At 72.3% G+C, this 14599-nt stretch carries 14 protein-coding genes; 4 read left to right on the top strand and 10 right to left on the bottom strand.

All coding sequences use genetic code 11. The annotated features are described in order from the left end of the window. Nucleotides 1-3: 3 nt before the first annotated feature. Together Van01_RS13450 and Van01_RS13445 are read right to left on the bottom strand one after the other, a co-directional pair. Complete coding sequence (locus Van01_RS13450) at nucleotides 4-603, bottom strand: sulfite oxidase-like oxidoreductase (protein WP_204006625.1); 600 nt, start codon at nucleotides 601-603, stop codon at nucleotides 4-6. A 79-nt stretch (nucleotides 604-682) separates the two neighbouring features. Beyond that, a complete protein-coding gene (locus tag Van01_RS13445) occupies nucleotides 683-1696 on the bottom strand; it encodes a TerC/Alx family metal homeostasis membrane protein (protein WP_204006623.1) in 1014 nt (337 codons plus the stop codon). A 243-nt stretch (nucleotides 1697-1939) separates the two neighbouring features. On the opposite strand from Van01_RS13445, the gene Van01_RS13440 reads away from it, so the two are divergent. Beyond that, a complete protein-coding gene (locus Van01_RS13440) occupies nucleotides 1940-3112 on the top strand; it encodes a CaiB/BaiF CoA transferase family protein (RefSeq protein WP_204006613.1) in 1173 nt (390 codons plus the stop codon). A 29-nt stretch (nucleotides 3113-3141) separates the two neighbouring features. On the opposite strand, the gene Van01_RS13435 is transcribed toward Van01_RS13440, so the two are convergent. Further along, complete coding sequence (locus Van01_RS13435) at nucleotides 3142-3552, bottom strand: DUF2267 domain-containing protein (protein WP_204006611.1); 411 nt, start codon at nucleotides 3550-3552, stop codon at nucleotides 3142-3144. A 143-nt stretch (nucleotides 3553-3695) separates the two neighbouring features. Between Van01_RS13435 and Van01_RS13430 the strand changes: the two genes are divergently transcribed. After that, nucleotides 3696-3968 (top strand): DUF2795 domain-containing protein, encoded by a 273-nt coding sequence (locus Van01_RS13430; RefSeq protein WP_204006609.1) that lies wholly within the window; start codon nucleotides 3696-3698, stop codon nucleotides 3966-3968. A gap of 251 nt (nucleotides 3969-4219) precedes the next feature. Here Van01_RS13430 and Van01_RS13425 read toward each other — a convergent pair whose 3' ends face one another. The 3 genes from Van01_RS13425 to Van01_RS13415 form a co-directional block, all read right to left on the bottom strand. Beyond that, complete coding sequence (locus Van01_RS13425; RefSeq protein WP_204006758.1) at nucleotides 4220-4873, bottom strand: hypothetical protein; 654 nt, start codon at nucleotides 4871-4873, stop codon at nucleotides 4220-4222. A gap of 89 nt (nucleotides 4874-4962) precedes the next feature. Then, nucleotides 4963-5916 (bottom strand): pirin family protein, encoded by a 954-nt coding sequence (locus Van01_RS13420; RefSeq protein ID WP_373306254.1) that lies wholly within the window; start codon nucleotides 5914-5916, stop codon nucleotides 4963-4965. 85 nt (nucleotides 5917-6001) lie between these two features. Further along, complete coding sequence (locus tag Van01_RS13415; RefSeq protein ID WP_239099054.1) at nucleotides 6002-6880, bottom strand: toast rack family protein; 879 nt, start codon at nucleotides 6878-6880, stop codon at nucleotides 6002-6004. A 265-nt stretch (nucleotides 6881-7145) separates the two neighbouring features. Here Van01_RS13415 and gdhA point away from each other — a divergent pair, with 265 nt between their 5' ends. Then, complete coding sequence (gene gdhA / locus Van01_RS13410) at nucleotides 7146-8483, top strand: NADP-specific glutamate dehydrogenase (protein ID WP_204006604.1); 1338 nt, start codon at nucleotides 7146-7148, stop codon at nucleotides 8481-8483. Nucleotides 8484-8568: 85 nt separating this feature from the next. On the opposite strand, the gene Van01_RS13405 is transcribed toward gdhA, so the two are convergent. From Van01_RS13405 to Van01_RS13395, 3 genes are all read right to left on the bottom strand, one after another. Then, a complete protein-coding gene (locus tag Van01_RS13405) occupies nucleotides 8569-9195 on the bottom strand; it encodes a hypothetical protein (protein ID WP_204006602.1) in 627 nt (208 codons plus the stop codon). Between the two features lie 13 nt (nucleotides 9196-9208). After that, on the bottom strand, nucleotides 9209-10993 hold the full coding sequence (locus Van01_RS13400) for a DUF4012 domain-containing protein (RefSeq protein ID WP_204006600.1): 1785 nt from the start codon (nucleotides 10991-10993) through the stop codon (nucleotides 9209-9211). Nucleotides 10994-11074: 81 nt separating this feature from the next. After that, complete coding sequence (locus tag Van01_RS13395; protein WP_204006598.1) at nucleotides 11075-12328, bottom strand: glycosyltransferase family 4 protein; 1254 nt, start codon at nucleotides 12326-12328, stop codon at nucleotides 11075-11077. A 159-nt stretch (nucleotides 12329-12487) separates the two neighbouring features. Here Van01_RS13395 and Van01_RS13390 point away from each other — a divergent pair, with 159 nt between their 5' ends. Then, nucleotides 12488-13042 (top strand): arsenate reductase/protein-tyrosine-phosphatase family protein, encoded by a 555-nt coding sequence (locus Van01_RS13390; protein WP_204006596.1) that lies wholly within the window; start codon nucleotides 12488-12490, stop codon nucleotides 13040-13042. On the opposite strand, the gene Van01_RS13385 is transcribed toward Van01_RS13390, so the two are convergent. Beyond that, nucleotides 13023-14489: a tyrosine-protein kinase domain-containing protein gene (locus tag Van01_RS13385; protein WP_204006595.1), complete on the bottom strand. Its 1467-nt coding sequence runs from the start codon at nucleotides 14487-14489 to the stop codon at nucleotides 13023-13025. The two genes, Van01_RS13390 and Van01_RS13385, sit on opposite strands and share 20 nt — an antisense overlap. Nucleotides 14490-14599 lie beyond the last annotated feature (110 nt).

Below are 14599 nucleotides of genomic sequence, written 5' to 3'. Positions count from 1 at the left end.
CGCTCAATCGCCCTGGTACCGCTGCTCACGCCACGGGTCGCCGTAGTCGTGGTAGCCGGCGGTCTCCCAGAAGCCGGGGGTGTCCTCGACGGTGAGGTGGATGCCCCGTACCCATTTGGCGGACTTCCAGAAGTAGAGGTGGGGAACGAGCAGCCGGGCCGGCCCGCCGTGCTCGGCCGGCAGGTCGTCGCCGTCGTAGGTGTGCACCAGCCAGGCCTGCCCGTCCCGCAGGTCCTCCAGCGGGAGGTTCGTGCTGTAGCCACCGTAGGAGTGGGCCAGGGCGTAGTCGGCGGCGGTGTCCACACCGTCGAGCAGCGTGTCCAGCGAGACGCCCCGCCAGGTGGTGCCGAGCTTGGACCACCTGGTGACGCAGTGGATGTCGACGGTCGGCGTCTCCTGCGGCAGCGCCATCATCTCGTCCCAGCTCCACCGGTACTCCGTACCGGTCTCGGAGCTGATCACGAACTCCCACGTGTCACGCGGCACTCGGGGGGTCGGGCCGGCGGACAGCACCGGAAAGTCAGGCGTGAGGTACTGGCCCGGCGGCAGATCCGGCGCCTCGGCGCGGGGCCGACCCTGGAAACCCGGTGTGACGATACCCACCGCTCAGTCCTACCACGGCGGTCACCGGCGCGGGTGGCTTCGACCGGCCCGGGCGTCAGTCACCCGGGCCGGGTGACGCTCACTTCCGCTCGGTCACGACTTCCTTGGCACCCGGCACCACGTTGCGGGTCGCCCGCAGGCTGGTGATCGTGACCACGGTCAGCACGCCGAGGATGACCAGCAGCGAGGCCACGGTGGGGATCTCCGGGACACCGTCCCAGATGCCGTGCGCCCAGTGCAGGCCGAGCTTGATGCCGATGAAGGCCAGGATGATCGCCAGGCCGTAGGTGAGGTGGACCAGGCGGCTCAGCGCCGCGTGCAGCACGAAGTACAGCGCCCGCAGGCCCAGCAGGGCGAAGGCGTTGGTGGCGAAGACGAGGTACGGGTCCTCGGTGATGCCGTAGACCGCCGGCACCGAGTCGACGGCGAAGACCACGTCGGTGGCGAGCACCGCCACCACCACCAGCGCGAGCGGGGTGAGCGCCCGGCGCCCGTCGACCCGCACTGTCATCTTGGTGCCGTGGTACTCGTGCACCACCGGCATGAACCGGCGCAGCAGTCGCACCGAGCGCATGGTGCCGATGTCCACCGTCTGCTCGTGCCCGGTGAACGCATCGCGCAGCAGCTTGGCGGCAGTGAACAGCAGGATCAACGCGAAGATCAGGAAGGCGAAGTCGAGGGTCTGCAGGGCCGCGGCGCCGAGGGCGATGAAGATACCGCGCAGCACCAGCGCTCCGGTGATGCCGAACAGCAGCACCCGTTGGGCGAGCTCGGTGGGCACCGCGAAGGCGGCCAGCAGCAGCATGAAGACGAAGAGATTGTCGACCGACAGTGACTTCTCGACCAGGTAACCGGTGAGGTACTCGAAGCCGCGTTCGGAGCCGTACCGGTGCCAGACCCAGGCGCCGAAGGCCAGGGGCAGGGCTATGTAGAAGGCGCTCCAGCCGAGTGCCTCCTTGAGCGACACCTCGTGCGGGCGCCTGGTCACCACGAAGTCGAGCACCAGCAGGGCGAGCACGCCAAGGATCGTGATCGCCCACAGCGAGGGCGTGCCTACCGAATCCAGACCGGCCGCGACAGACAAATCGGACATGGGGCCTCCTCGAACACCGTGTCATGTTCGAGGTCTCCTTCACCCACGTTTCGTGGGCAACCACCCGAGGCGCGTTCCGGGACGCGCCGTACTGACCGGCATGGTTCGTGGGAAGTACTCCCCTCGTGCTGACAAGGTTAGGACAGCCGGATTCCGCCCGCCACGCGGGGCGCTGTCGGGTCCGGTGGCATCGCTCACGGCCGGCGACCAGCCGACCCCGACGCGAGCGCCTATCGTGGCCCGGTGACCGCAGACCTGGCGACCGGCCCGCTGGCCGGCGTACGCGTGGTGGAACTGGCCGGGATCGGCCCCGGGCCGTTCGCCGCCATGATGCTTGCCGACCTGGGCGCCGACGTGATCCGGGTCGACCGGGCCAGCGAGGTGGATGCCACCGCCATCGGCACCGGCACCCCGCACCCCGACCTGCTCAACCGGGGGCGGCGCTCGATCGGCGTCGACCTGAAGTCCGCCGAGGGGCGCGAGGTGGCGCTGGCCCTGATCGGCGGCGCGGACGCCCTCGTCGAGGGGTTCCGGCCCGGGGTCACCGAGCGGCTCGGTGTCGGCCCGGCCGACTGCCACGCGGTCAATCCGCGCCTGGTCTACGGCCGGATGACCGGGTGGGGACAGGACGGCCCGAACGCCCCGTACGCCGGGCACGACATCGACTACCTCGCGCTGACCGGCACGTTGCACGGCATCGGACGGCCTGACGCGCCCCCGGTGCCACCGATGAACCTGCTCGGTGACTTCGGCGGCGGCGGCATGATGCTCGCCCTGGGTGTGGTCTCCGCGCTGTACGCGGTACGCGGTGGCGCGACCGGTCAGGTGATCGACGCGGCCATCGTGGACGGGGTGGCGGTGCTCAGTACCCAGATCCACGCGCTGCGCCAGCTCGGCATGTGGCAGGACCCGCGTGGGGTCAACCTGCTCGACGGCGGCGCGCCGTTCTACGACACCTACGAGTGCGCCGACGGGCGGTACCTCGCCGTCGGCGCGCTGGAGCCACGCTTCTACGACGAGTTGGTCCGGCTCACCGGTTTCCCGCTCCCCCCGGACGAGCCGGTGGACCGGACCGATCCGGCGAACTGGCCGGCGCTGCGGGCCGCCTGGGCGCGCCTGTTCCGCACCCGTACCCGGGACGAGTGGGCGGATCTGCTCACCGCCTCCGACGCCTGCGCCGCACCGGTGCTGGACTGGCGGGAGGCCCCGGAACACCCGCACCTGGCCGCCCGGGAGACCTTCGTGCGCCGCGACGGGGTCGTCCAGCCGGCTCCGGCGCCCCGGTTCTCCGCCACTCCGACAGCGATCCGCCGACCACCCCCGTGGCCCGGTGAGCACACCGACGAGATCCTCGCCGAGGTCGGCTTCGACCGGGACCGCGTCGCCCGCCTGCGCGCTGCCGGCGCGGTCGGCTGACAGGTGCCGCCCGCCGGGGCGCCTGCGGCTCAGCGGCGGCGCAGGGTCGCGCCGGGGGCCAGGGCGGGCTCGACCATGTCGCGGTAGTCGCGGGGCAGTTGGACCACCAGTTCGTCGAACTCTCCGCCGGTCACCGCCTCCCGGACCGTGGTGAAGACGGCACGGACCGCGTCCCGGGCGGCGGGCTCCTCGACCCCGGCGCGTACGGCCACCCGGGCGACGAACTCGGCAGCTCCGAACCGCTCCGCCGCCTCGATGTCCGGCGTCGGGCGCAGTGGCAGCCGCAGCGGGTCGGGCAGTTGCACGGCCAGGTCCAGCACCTCACCGCCGGTGAGCCGCTCGGCGAGCGTCTCCAGTGTCGCCCGGATCAGCTCCGTCGCCCGGGACGACGACGTCGCGGTGCGCTGAGCGACCTGGTCGACGAAGGTGTCGTAGTTCATCGGGTACCCCCTCCGGCCGCGCTTACCCGCCCGGCCGGTACGGAAACGGCCACCGCTTTCCGCCGGTCGCGGCGCGTGAGCCGCCCCGGGCCGGGTATCCGCGCCCGGTCGTGGCCGGATCGAAGCCGGGAGGAGCCGACACCATGGCGAGTTACGCCGACGTCCTGCAATACCTGTCCAGCCTGGACTTTCCCGCCGGGAAGGACGAGGTGGTACGCGAGGCCGAGCGCGAAGGGGCGCCGCCGGACGTGCTGCAGGCCCTGCGCGCCCTGCCCCCTGTGGATTACGCCAACGGCAACCAGGTGGCCCGTTCGGCAGGCATCGACGCCGCCCCCGAGATCAGCGACGCGCAGCGCGCCGCCCAGGGACGCGACAAGCGTCACCAGCGGGTGTCCCAGCACCTGCGCAGCATCTGAGCGACGATCTGGGCCGAACCCGCCGACACCGGGACGGCCGACGCACACGTTTCGAGAGACAGGGGGGCGCCCCGGCCACGAACCGCGGCCGGGGGCGCCCCTGCGTAACCGCCTGCCCCGGCGACGATGCGCCCGAACCGGGCGCGGCCACCAGGCGGCCGACAGCCACCCGAACCGGGTGGCTGCTGTTACTGCGGCAAGCATAACGCACGCCATCGGCCGAACGGACAGTGGGTAGGTGACGAAGGGCTTTACCTCGTCAGCTCGGCGTACCGCCCCTCGAGGTCGACCCGGGCCAGCGCACCGACCAGCCAGGCGAGCCGCTCCGACGCACGGCCGCCGGACAGCCCGGCGAGATCCTCGGCCGTGCGACCCAGCCCGAGCCGTCGCGCGGCGGTCAGCGCCCGGCGGTCGGCCACCGGGGCGACCTCGCCCCACAGCGCCTGCGCCTCGCGCAGGAACAGGTCCGCGACCTGCTCGTCCACCCCGGGCAGGGCGGTGAGCAGCGCCCGCTCGCGAACCGGGTCACGGTGGGCCGCCGAGCGCAGCCGCCGCAGGTCGCCCCGGTACCTGTCGACGACCGTGCGGGCCAGCGCACCCAGCAGGTCGGCCAGGGCGTCCAGGTCGCCGCGCTGACCGCTGACGCGCAGCACGTCGACCCGGTCAGCGGGGGACGAACCGGCCAGTCGGGCGGCACTGTCCCAGCCCGCCTCGCGCAGCGCGTGCCCGCCGTCGAGGGCTCGCCGGAAGTCGCCCCGACGGGCCAGCAGGACCGCGAGGCAGAGCACCTGGAACAGGCTCGACGGGTTGTTGGTGACGCGGAAGCCGTACTGCTCGGCGAAGCCCCGGCCACTTCCGGCGAGCCGACGCGCCAACCGCTTCCGGTCCTCGATGGTGGAGACCATGGTGGGCATGTGCGGCTGTTACCCGCGCCCCGGACGAGTACGCCGCGGGCCACCGGACCGAACCCTGAGCGAGCCGTGTGACACACGCCCTAGACGTGGAAGCCGCCGGACCGGTCCCGGGCCTTGAGCCGGACGGTGGGCAGGGCCGGTGCGGGCAGGGGCGGATCCGGATCGTCGGCCACGACCCCGAAACGCCGCCCCGCCATCCAGTCCTCCCGGGCGGCGACGATCTCCTCGTGGTCACGGCCGACGAAGTTCCACCACATCACCAGCGGCTCCTCGAACGGAGTGCCACCGAGCAGCATCAGCCGGCTACCCGGCTCACCGCGTAACCGCAGCGTGTCCCGCCCGGACCCGAGCCAGAGCAGCGCCCCGGGCGTCAGCGGCAGGTCGTCGACCTCGCCGACCCCGTCGAGGGCCAGCAGCGCGTACTCGAAGTCACGCCGCAGCGGCAGCCCGGCCGCCGCCGGGCCGGCCAGTTCCAGCTGCGCACCGAGCAGCGGCGTGTGCACCCGGGCCGGCGAGCGTTCCCCGGCGAGTTCGCCGACCAGCAGGGTGACGTCCAGCTCCCCGTCACGCCACCGGGGCAGCTCGGCGTGGTGGGCGAAGTCGGCCGCGCCGGCTCGGGCCTGGTCCGGCAGCGCCACCCAGAGCTGCACCCCGTGCATCAGGGGAGGATGCTCCGCCGGTGAGCGTTCGGAGTGTGCGATGCCGTGGCCCGAGGTCATCACGTTGAGTTGGCCGGGACGGATCGGCTGTTCGTTGCCGAGGCTGTCGCGGTGCAGGATCTCGCCGTCGAGCAGCCAGGTCACGGTCTGCAGGCCGGTGTGCGGGTGCGGTGGCACCTCCATGCCGGGCCGTCGGGCCACGTCGTCGGGTCCGAAATGGTCGACGAAGCACCAGGCCCCGACCAGCCTGCGGGTGCGCTGCGGCAGGAGTCGGCGCACAGTGGTGTAGCGGCCCAGCGGCACATCGTGGCCGGGCAGCAGCACGCTGCCGGGATCGACGGTCGCCACACCGGGCGGGCGGGTCTCGGCAGGCATCGCTTCGGCACGCTCCACGCCTCGACTCTACGCCCGCACCGGACACCCGCCCGGCCATCAGCGGGCGGGCGTCCGCACGGGTGGTTCACCCGCCGCGTACGGTCACCACGTTCGCACCGGCGACCAGGTCCAGGAAGATCCGTCCAGCGGCCCGGTCCCAGCCCGGTGTGCCGAGCACCGTCCCCGGGGGAAGTCCGTCCCGGCGCTGGCCGTACAGATCGACGGCACCGGCACCGGAGCCGGCCCGTACCCGCACCGGGGCACCGCCGGTGACAGTCACGTCGAACTGGTTGACGCCCCCGGTCACCCGCACCACGAGCGGCCCGTCGACCCTGGGCAGCCGGAGGTCGGTCCGGGTCGCCCCGCCGGTCAGCTCCAGCCCGGACAGCCGGGCGGTGCTCAGGTCCAGCCGTCGCTCGGCGGCTCCGCCGGTGAGCCGCAGATCCCAGGACACCCGGGCGTTCAGCAGCACCTCCACGCTGCCCGGTTGCTCGCCGGTCCGCTCCATCCGCAGCGACAGCCGATCGCCGGCGAGGTCGGGACGTGCCCGCGAGCCGGAGTCGGCCGGGCTGATCACGCGGTACAACTCCGCCCCCAGCTCGGTGACCCGCAGGTCGACCCAGTCCAGCCCGTCGACCAGCTCGAAGGTGGCACGCCGCCGACCGTCCAACGGCGCGGTCGTCACCTCCTCCGGGCTCTCCTGCGCGGCCCGGGCGGCGCCACCCAGTCCGCTGGTGCCGTCCGGCCCGGTGGGCGCGCTGGCCACCGGTTCCGGCGCGCCGGAGAAGACCCGGCCGAGCCGGTGCGGGTCGGAGAGGATCACCATGACCGCGACCGCCCCCAGGCCCAGCACCAGCACCGCGGCGGCGACCAGCAGCCGGGCCGCCGGCGACCAGGTGGGCCGCTCCGGTGGTGGTTCCGCGGTACCGGCGGGGGCCGCCGGGGACACCTCCACCTGCGTCACCGGAGCTGACCCGGGCTGTGTTCGTTCCTGTCCGTCCTGCACCGATCCGGCCATCGGCCTCCCCTTCCACGGTCCCCTACCGAGGGGTACGCGCCAGGAGGCGGCACGGATCAGTCGACCCGGCGGCGAACCAGGTGCCTGAACTGGTCCCCGGCCGCCGGTGAACCGGACGACGGTGACGAACCGTATCCGGGGACGGTCGGTGCGCGGCACCGCCGAGGTCCGGCAACGGCGCCGGGCCTGAACCGGAAGGGACGTGTCGGTGATGCCGGAGACGGTCGAGTCGGTGTTCGCCAGAGTGGTCGCCCGCAATCCGGGTGAACCCGAGTTCCACCAGGCCGTACGGGAGGTGTTGGAGAGCATCGGGCCGGCGCTGGCCCGGCACCCCGAGTACGCCGAGGCCCGGATCGTCGAGCGGATCTGCGAGCCGGAACGGCAGATCATCTTCCGGGTGCCCTGGGAGGACGACAGCTGCCGGATCCGGGTCAACCGGGGCTTTCGGGTCGAGTTCAACAGTGCCCTCGGCCCGTTCAAGGGTGGCCTGCGCTTCCACCCGTCGGTGTACCTGGGCATCGTCAAGTTCCTCGGCTTCGAGCAGATTTTCAAGAACGCGCTGACCGGGCTGCCGATCGGTGCCGGAAAGGGTGGCGCGGACTTCGATCCGAAGGGCCGCTCGGACCGCGAGGTGATGCGCTTCTGCCAGAGCTTCATGACGGAGTTGCACAGGCACATCGGGGCGCAGACGGACGTGCCGGCCGGCGACATCGGGGTGGGCGGCCGGGAGATCGGCTACCTGTTCGGCCAGTACAAGCGAATCACCAACCGGTACGAGTCGGGAGTCCTGACCGGCAAGGGCCTGGCGTACGGCGGCGCGCAGGCGCGCACCGAGGCCACCGGATACGGCGCGGTGTTCTTCGCCGAGGAGATGCTGAGGCAGACCGGAGACGGCCTGGAGGGCAAGCGGGTGGTGGTGTCCGGCTCCGGCAACGTGGCCGTCCACGCGATCGAGAAGGTGCACCAGCTCGGTGGCACCGTGGTCGCGTGCTCCGACTCCACCGGCTACCTGCTCGACGAGAAGGGCATCGACCTGGCCGTGTTGCGGGAGCTGAAGGAGCGGCGACGGGGCCGGTTGGCCGATTACGTGCTCGACGTGCCGCACGCGGTGAGCGTCGCCGGTCGTGCGCCCTGGGAGGTGCCCTGCGACCTGGCCCTGCCCTGCGCGACGCAGAACGAGATCGGCGGCGCGGAGGCCGCCCAGCTGGTCGCCGGCGGCTGCGCCGCGGTGGTGGAGGGAGCGAACATGCCGACCACCCCCGAGGCGGTACGCATCCTCGGCCGGGCCGGTGTGCGATTCGCTCCCGGCAAGGCGGCGAACGCCGGTGGGGTGGCGGTGAGCGCCCTGGAGATGCAGCAGAACGCCAGCCGGGAGTCGTGGACGTTCGCGGAGTCGGAGCAGCGGCTACGGGAGACGATCCGGGACATCCACGCCCGCTGCTGGGCGACGGCTGAGGAGTACGGCCTGCCTGGCGACTACGTGGCCGGGGCCAACATCAACGGGTTCCGCCGGGTCGCCGAGGCGATGCTGGCGCACGGCCTGGTGTAGGCCGGACAGACGGGTACCGGTGCCCGTCGGAGGGAACGGCGGGCACCGGTACCTTGGCTCTCCGGGCACTGCCCGGAATGGTGGATCAGTTCGCGCCACCCGTGCCGAAGCGGTTGCGTCGCCGCCAGGCCAGCGTGCCGAGCAGCAGGACGGCACCGGCGGCGACGAGCCCGCCGCCTACCTTCATCGGTGTGTCCAGGCTGCTGCCGGTGACCGGCAGGTGCGGCTTCTTCTTGTGCAGCACCCGCAGCTGGGTCGAGGCGGTCCGCCCGGACTCCCGGCCGGTGCCGGTGAAGGTGAGCAGGCCCTTCACCGACGGTGTGTACCGCCGGGTGAAGACGCCCTCTGAGTTGGTCCGGGCGGTGAAGCTCAACGGCGCGCTGGCCTGGAAGGCCACCGGTGCCATGGCGACGGTGCTGCCGTCGCTGCGACGTGCCGTACCGGCGGCCGGTGCGGCCAGCGGCGCCACCGAGACGACGATGTCGACAGTCTCGTTCGGCCCGTGGTTGCGGCCGGTCAGGATGACCGTCTCACCGAGGAAGATGGTGGGTCGGTTCACCGTCAGCGACGCGAGCACCGGCGGATAGGGCGGTGGCTGGGGCGTACCGTCGACAGATGGCGCCGGCTGCGGCTGGGCCGCCCCCGCCGCGGTCGGCACGGCCACCACGGCCAGACCGACCGTGAGCGCCATGATGATGCGGGAAAGCCGCATGGTTCGTTCCCTCCTACTGAGAACAGCTTGGTGCGGTAACAACATGGGTGGTCCATGGGGTGGCGGTCGGGGTCAGCCACAGCTCGGCCGCTCCGCTGTCCGTCTTCCCGGTCAGCAGCGAGACCTCCAACGTGCGGGTCCCGCCCGGTCCGATCTCGACGTTCACGGTGGCGACCTGCCGCCGCCGTTCGGTGCCGTTGCCCACCGAGGTCTCGGCACCGTCGAGGCGGGTGTCGAGCACCGCCCCGCCGGCCGGGCCGTACACCGACACGAGGGTCCGGACGGTGTAGGGGTCACCGGCCTGGCCGAGGCCGAGAACCGACTCGCTGAGCCCCGAAGCCGGTGCGGTGGACCGGAGCGTCACCCGCAGGTTCAGCTCGCGGCGCCCGTCGGCGTGGCAGTAGCCGACCGACAGGTCAGCGGTCTGCCGGAGGTAGTAGCCGAGCTTCGCGCCGCTACCGTCGTTGAGGAACACGCCGACCATCGGCACGGTGTCCGTTTCCGGAAGCGTCCCGGCCATCCGGCTGTCGCCGAACGTCCGCTGTTCCTCAGGTCGGGCACTCCAGAACAGTATCCGACGTTCTTGTATAGAGCGGTCGAATGCGGACAACAACCCATTCGGGTGGACGTTTCTCGCGAATAAGGTGTCGAACACCGTGGCCGCCGCGGCTGCGAAGAAGCCGTCCTGTTCCCTCGGGCTCATCCGCTGGTAGGTGTCGCTGAGCAGGGTCCGGACCGCGTTCTCGGCGCTCAACGACACCCCGCCCGGCACCCGCACCGGCCCGGTGGCCTTCAGCAGGTAGGACAGCACCACCGGATCGACGGCGAGGACGCCGTCGACGGTCACCCCGCTGTGCCGGCGGTACATCTCCCGGTACAGCGACGCCGCTGTCGGAAAATGCGGGCTGAGGTTGACGTCCGCCGGATAGATGCCGGGCAGCTCTCCCCAGAGGGCCCGCCACTCCGCCGGGATCTTCAGCGGCTTGACGAAATGGCCGAGACTTGCGCTGCTGCCCTGGGCGCCCATCTTCACCCGGCCCTTGTTCGCCTCGATGACGGCGTACGCGCCGAACATCCCACCGGTCGCGCGCAGCTCCGCAGGGTTCTGCGACACCAGCAGGTACTTCCGCGCCCCGTCGACGCCGAGCAGTGGCGGCAGCAGGCGGCTGGCCCGGTCCGCCGCCGAGGTCATCGCGGCCAGCCTGTCGATCTCGCCGCGCAGATCCTCCAGGGCACGCCGGACCTGTCCGACCAGCCGGTCGCCCGAGACTTCGGCCAACTCCGCACGGGTCCGCTGCACGCTTCCGTGCACCGCGACCAGATCGTCGGTGACGGCACGCAGGCCGGTCAGGTCCAGCCGCCCCTCCTGCGGCACCAGCCCGCCGAGGTCGACCCGGAGCAGGGCCGGGAACGCCTGGCGGGCCAGGTCGTCGATGGCGATGGCGATCTGCCGGACCGCCGTGAGGTTCGCCCCGGCGACCGGGGTCTGCCGGCCGAGCCACCATCCGGGGTCCCCGGTGGCCCGTCGCGCCGCGCCCGACTGCTCCTGCAGGGCGGCCAGGGTCCGCTGGGCACGTGCCGTGTCGCCACCGACCAGATGGGCGCTCAACTCGCCGGCCAGGCCCGCGGCGTTGACCAGATGGGCGCGCGCCTGCCAGCCCCGGAAGCCGACCCACCCGGTGAGGCTCAGCACCAACGAACCGACCACGAGCGTGGTCAGCAGGATGCGACGCAGTCGGGCGCGCCGTCGGCGGCGGGATCGTCCGCGCCGACGACGAGGGCTCTCGCTCTCCGTCACATCACACCTCTTTCCGAAAACGGACAGAAGACCATAATGTTCTTAACACCTAACAGCCAAAATGGCGTGGTAATGACTGGATCAGACGTTATGCGAAGTTCGCTCACCATTCGCGTTACGCCTGGTTCCGGCGGACACCGCGTCGCGTAGCAGCTCCTCGATCCGGTCCACGCCCGAGGGCAGCGACATGTCCCGTAGGTACGCTTCCCGGCCACGCCGCCCCATCTCGGCCCGCGTCGGCGGTGGAATCTGCGCGGCCAGCCAGAACCGGTCCGCCAGGCTGGCCCAGTCCTCCGGCGGGCAGGACAGCCCCGCCCGGGCCCGTTCGACAAGGGTCGCGGTGTCCCCACCGGCCGAGGCGACCACGGGTGCGCCGCAGGACAGGGCAGCCGCGAGCTTGTCCGGCACGCTGCGGCGCAACTCCGGCAGATCGCGCACCATCACGAGCTGGTAGTCGGCGGCGGCGTACAGCTCGGGCATGTCCAGCGGGGACCGCCGGTCCACGAACCGGACGTTGTCGGCCCGCAGCTCGGCGGCGAGCCCCCGCACCCGCCGCTCGTCGGAGCCCGAGCCAACCAGGACCAGGTCCACCGTCTCGCCCAGGGCTGCCGCCGCCCGTACCGCGGTGTCCAGCCCCTGCCGTGCCCCGATCGTGCCGGCGTGCATCACGACGCACCTGTCGTCGCGGCGGACCAGCCGCCGGGCGGCCGGGCTGGCCGACGCCGGGCGGAAGATCCGCTCATCGGTCCAGTTGAGCACCACCCGGATCCGTGCCTGGTCGATCCCGTCCGCCACGACCGCGTCCCGCAGGGACGGCGTGGTGACCGCGACCCTGCTGGCCGCCCGGTAGGTCCGCACCGCGGCCGACCGGACCCGCGCCGCCCACCGGCCGTCGTCGACCGAGTCGGGGACCTGCTCGGCCCAGACGTCCGGCACGTGAAGCACCAGCGGCACCGGCCCGAGCAGGCGCAGCAGGGCCGCCGAGGCGAAGGCGGCGGCTGGCGGCTGGTGCACGTACAACACGTCCACGCCGGCCAGGAACCGGCGGCCGACAAGCGCCGCGCTGCCGGCGAAGGAGAGCCAGGAGGCCATCCGACCACGGACGGAGGCGTCGCCGGTGCTGTACCGGGGCACCCGGCGAACGGTCAACCCCCGGCTACGGGTCTCGTGGTGCCAGCGCTGCCGCCAGCCCGGGTAGATGTGTCCGCCCGGGTAGTCCGGAAACCCGGTGAGCACCCGCACCTCGTGCCCCCGCGCGGCCAGTTCCTCGGCGAGGCTGCCGGGGATGAACGCCGGTTCCGGCGGAAAGTGGTACGTCAGGATCCCGATTCGCACCGGGACACCTCCGTCCCCATCCGGTTCGGCGCGCCGCCCGGGCCCGCGGACCCGACCACTGCGTACGATCTCGACATCCCCTCACGGGACGGTCGCCGCCGGTGGCCGCCCCTCGTCGCGGCGCCGTCGCCCGCGACCGCGTCGTCCAGGGGGTTCCACATGCTCAGCGGGCTGCTGTTCGTCTGCCACGCCAACCTGTGCCGGTCACCGATGGCCGAGTACACCGCGCGTCGCCTGCTCGCCGGTCGACACGTGACGGTGGCCAGCGCCGGCACCGACGCCGTCGAGGGCCTGGCCATGCATCCGTACGCCGCGGCGATCGCCGCCGAGACCGGCGACGACCCGACGTCGTTCCGCAGCCGGCGACTGCTGCCGGAACACCTCACCGACGCGGTGCTGGTGCTGACCGCCACCCGGCGCCAGCGCTCGATCTGCACCGCGCTGGCGCCGGCGGCGCTGCACCGGACGTTCACGCTGCGCCAGTTCGGCCGGCTCGCCGCGGCGGCCGAGCCGCCATTGGACGAGCAGGACGATCCGGTACGGGCCGCGGTGGCCGCCGCCGCACTGGCCCGGGGGCGGTTGCAGCCCGCCCCCGGGGACTCCGACGACCTGCGTGACCCGGTGGGGGGCACGCCGGAGGACTTCCGACGCTGCGCCGAGGAGATCGACCGGGCGCTGCGCCCCCTGGCGACGCTCATCGGGACAGCCGGGTGAGTTCCTGGGTGTGGTCGCTCGCCTCGCCGGCGCGGGCCCGCTCGGCGTGGCGGCCGGTCCGGCTGCGGTCCGTCGGCACCGACTGGGCACCTGTCGCGGCCGCGACCACCCGGTAGGCCTCGTACTGGTACGCCTCGGCCTTGGGCACCCGGGCCATGTTCAGCACGCAGCCCAGCAACCGCACCGACACCGAGTGCAGCGCCCGTGCGGCCGCGGCCACCTGCGCCCGCGAGGTGCGGCCCTGCTGGGTGACCAGCAGCGCACCGTCGGCCTGCACGGCGACCACCACACCGTCGGTGACCGCGAGCAGTGGCGCGGTGTCGATGATGACGATGTCGGCGGACTCGCGAAGGGCCAGCAGCAGGTCCGACATGGCCTTCGAACCGAGCAGTTCGCTCGGGTTGGGCGGGGCCGACCCGCTGGGTAGCACGAGCAGTGACTTGTCCCCCCAGCGCTGGACCACATCGCCCACCTGCACGTCGCCGACGAGCACGTCGGTCAGCCCGACGCCCGGGTCGATGCCCAGGTAGTCGCCGACCTTCGGCCGGCGCAGGTCGGCGTCGACGAGCAGCACCCGCCAACCCGCCTCGGCCAGGGCGATCGCCAGGTTGCACGACAGCGTGGTCTTGCCCTCCCCTTGCAGGGCGCTGGTGACCGCGATGACCCGGGCCGGCTCGTGCACGTCGACGAAGCGCAGGTTCGTCCGGAGTTTGCGGACCGCCTCGGCCCGGGCCGAGGTGGCGGCGTCACCGACGATCAGCGGGGCGGTACGTGCGGTGGCGTCGATCGGGATCTCGCCGAGCAACGGACTACCGGTGACCCGCTGCAATCCGGCAGCGTCGCGCAACCGCACGTCGGCCATGCCGCGCAGGATCGCCAGACCGACACCGGCCAACAGGCCGATCAGGGCGCCGATCGCGGTGTTGCGGACCGGCTGCGGCGACACCGGGCTCGGGGTCACCCGTGGCCCGCTCACCACTTCGATCTTGATAGGCCCAGGGCTGCCGTCCGGCCGCGTCTCGACCTTCTGCACCAGCTCGACGAACTTCGCCGAGAGCGCCTCGGTCACCCGCAGCGCCCGGGTCTGGTCGGTGTCGGTCACCGACGCCCGCAGCAGCACCGTGCCGGTCTCGGTGGAGGTGCTGACCCGGCGCTGGACCTCCTCGGCGGTCAGCCCGAGCTGGCTGTCGGCCACCGCGGCCTGCGCCAACCGATCGCTGGTGAGCAGCTCCGCGTACGACTTCACGCGTTGCTGGAGGAAGAGCCCGCCCTGGTAGGCGTCGGTGACGCCCTGGCTCGGCGTGGTGACGAAGAAGGTGACCGAAGCGACGTATCGAGGCTGGGCCCGCACGGTGACCAGCGCGGTCACGCCCAGCGCCACCATCAGGGTGACCAGGACGATCCACCAGTGCCGGCGCACCAGGCGTAGTTGGCGGTACAGGTCCATCAGGCGGGCCTCCGTACCGGGCCGGTAACGCCAGAAAACTTCACGAAAACCCCCAAGGTCGACTCAATCTCGTGAAACCATTAAAGCGGCTCATGCGGCTTATGTCCGGA

The organism is Micromonospora andamanensis (assembly GCF_016863495.1).
GTDB lineage: Bacteria > Actinomycetota > Actinomycetes > Mycobacteriales > Micromonosporaceae > Micromonospora > Micromonospora andamanensis.
Note: the sequence above shows the minus strand (reverse complement) of the source record. Positions and strands in the feature narration are given on the sequence as shown.

Excerpts from the sequence above, each read along its gene's own strand:
- Van01_RS13435 (WP_204006611.1), bottom strand. The coding sequence starts at position 3,552 with ATGAACTACGACACCTTCGTCGACCAGGTCGCTCAGCGCACCGCGACG.
- Van01_RS13430 (WP_204006609.1), top strand. The coding sequence starts at position 3,696 with ATGGCGAGTTACGCCGACGTCCTGCAATACCTGTCCAGCCTGGACTTT.
- Van01_RS13385 (WP_204006595.1), bottom strand. The coding sequence starts at position 14,489 with ATGGACCTGTACCGCCAACTACGCCTGGTGCGCCGGCACTGGTGGATC.
- gdhA (WP_204006604.1), top strand. The coding sequence starts at position 7,146 with ATGCCGGAGACGGTCGAGTCGGTGTTCGCCAGAGTGGTCGCCCGCAAT.
- Van01_RS13425 (WP_204006758.1), bottom strand. The coding sequence starts at position 4,873 with ATGGTCTCCACCATCGAGGACCGGAAGCGGTTGGCGCGTCGGCTCGCC.
- Van01_RS13405 (WP_204006602.1), bottom strand. The coding sequence starts at position 9,195 with ATGCGGCTTTCCCGCATCATCATGGCGCTCACGGTCGGTCTGGCCGTG.
- Van01_RS13390 (WP_204006596.1), top strand. The coding sequence starts at position 12,488 with ATGCTCAGCGGGCTGCTGTTCGTCTGCCACGCCAACCTGTGCCGGTCA.
- Van01_RS13420 (WP_373306254.1), bottom strand. The coding sequence starts at position 5,916 with ATGCCTGCCGAGACCCGCCCGCCCGGTGTGGCGACCGTCGATCCCGGC.
- Van01_RS13445 (WP_204006623.1), bottom strand. The coding sequence starts at position 1,696 with ATGTCCGATTTGTCTGTCGCGGCCGGTCTGGATTCGGTAGGCACGCCC.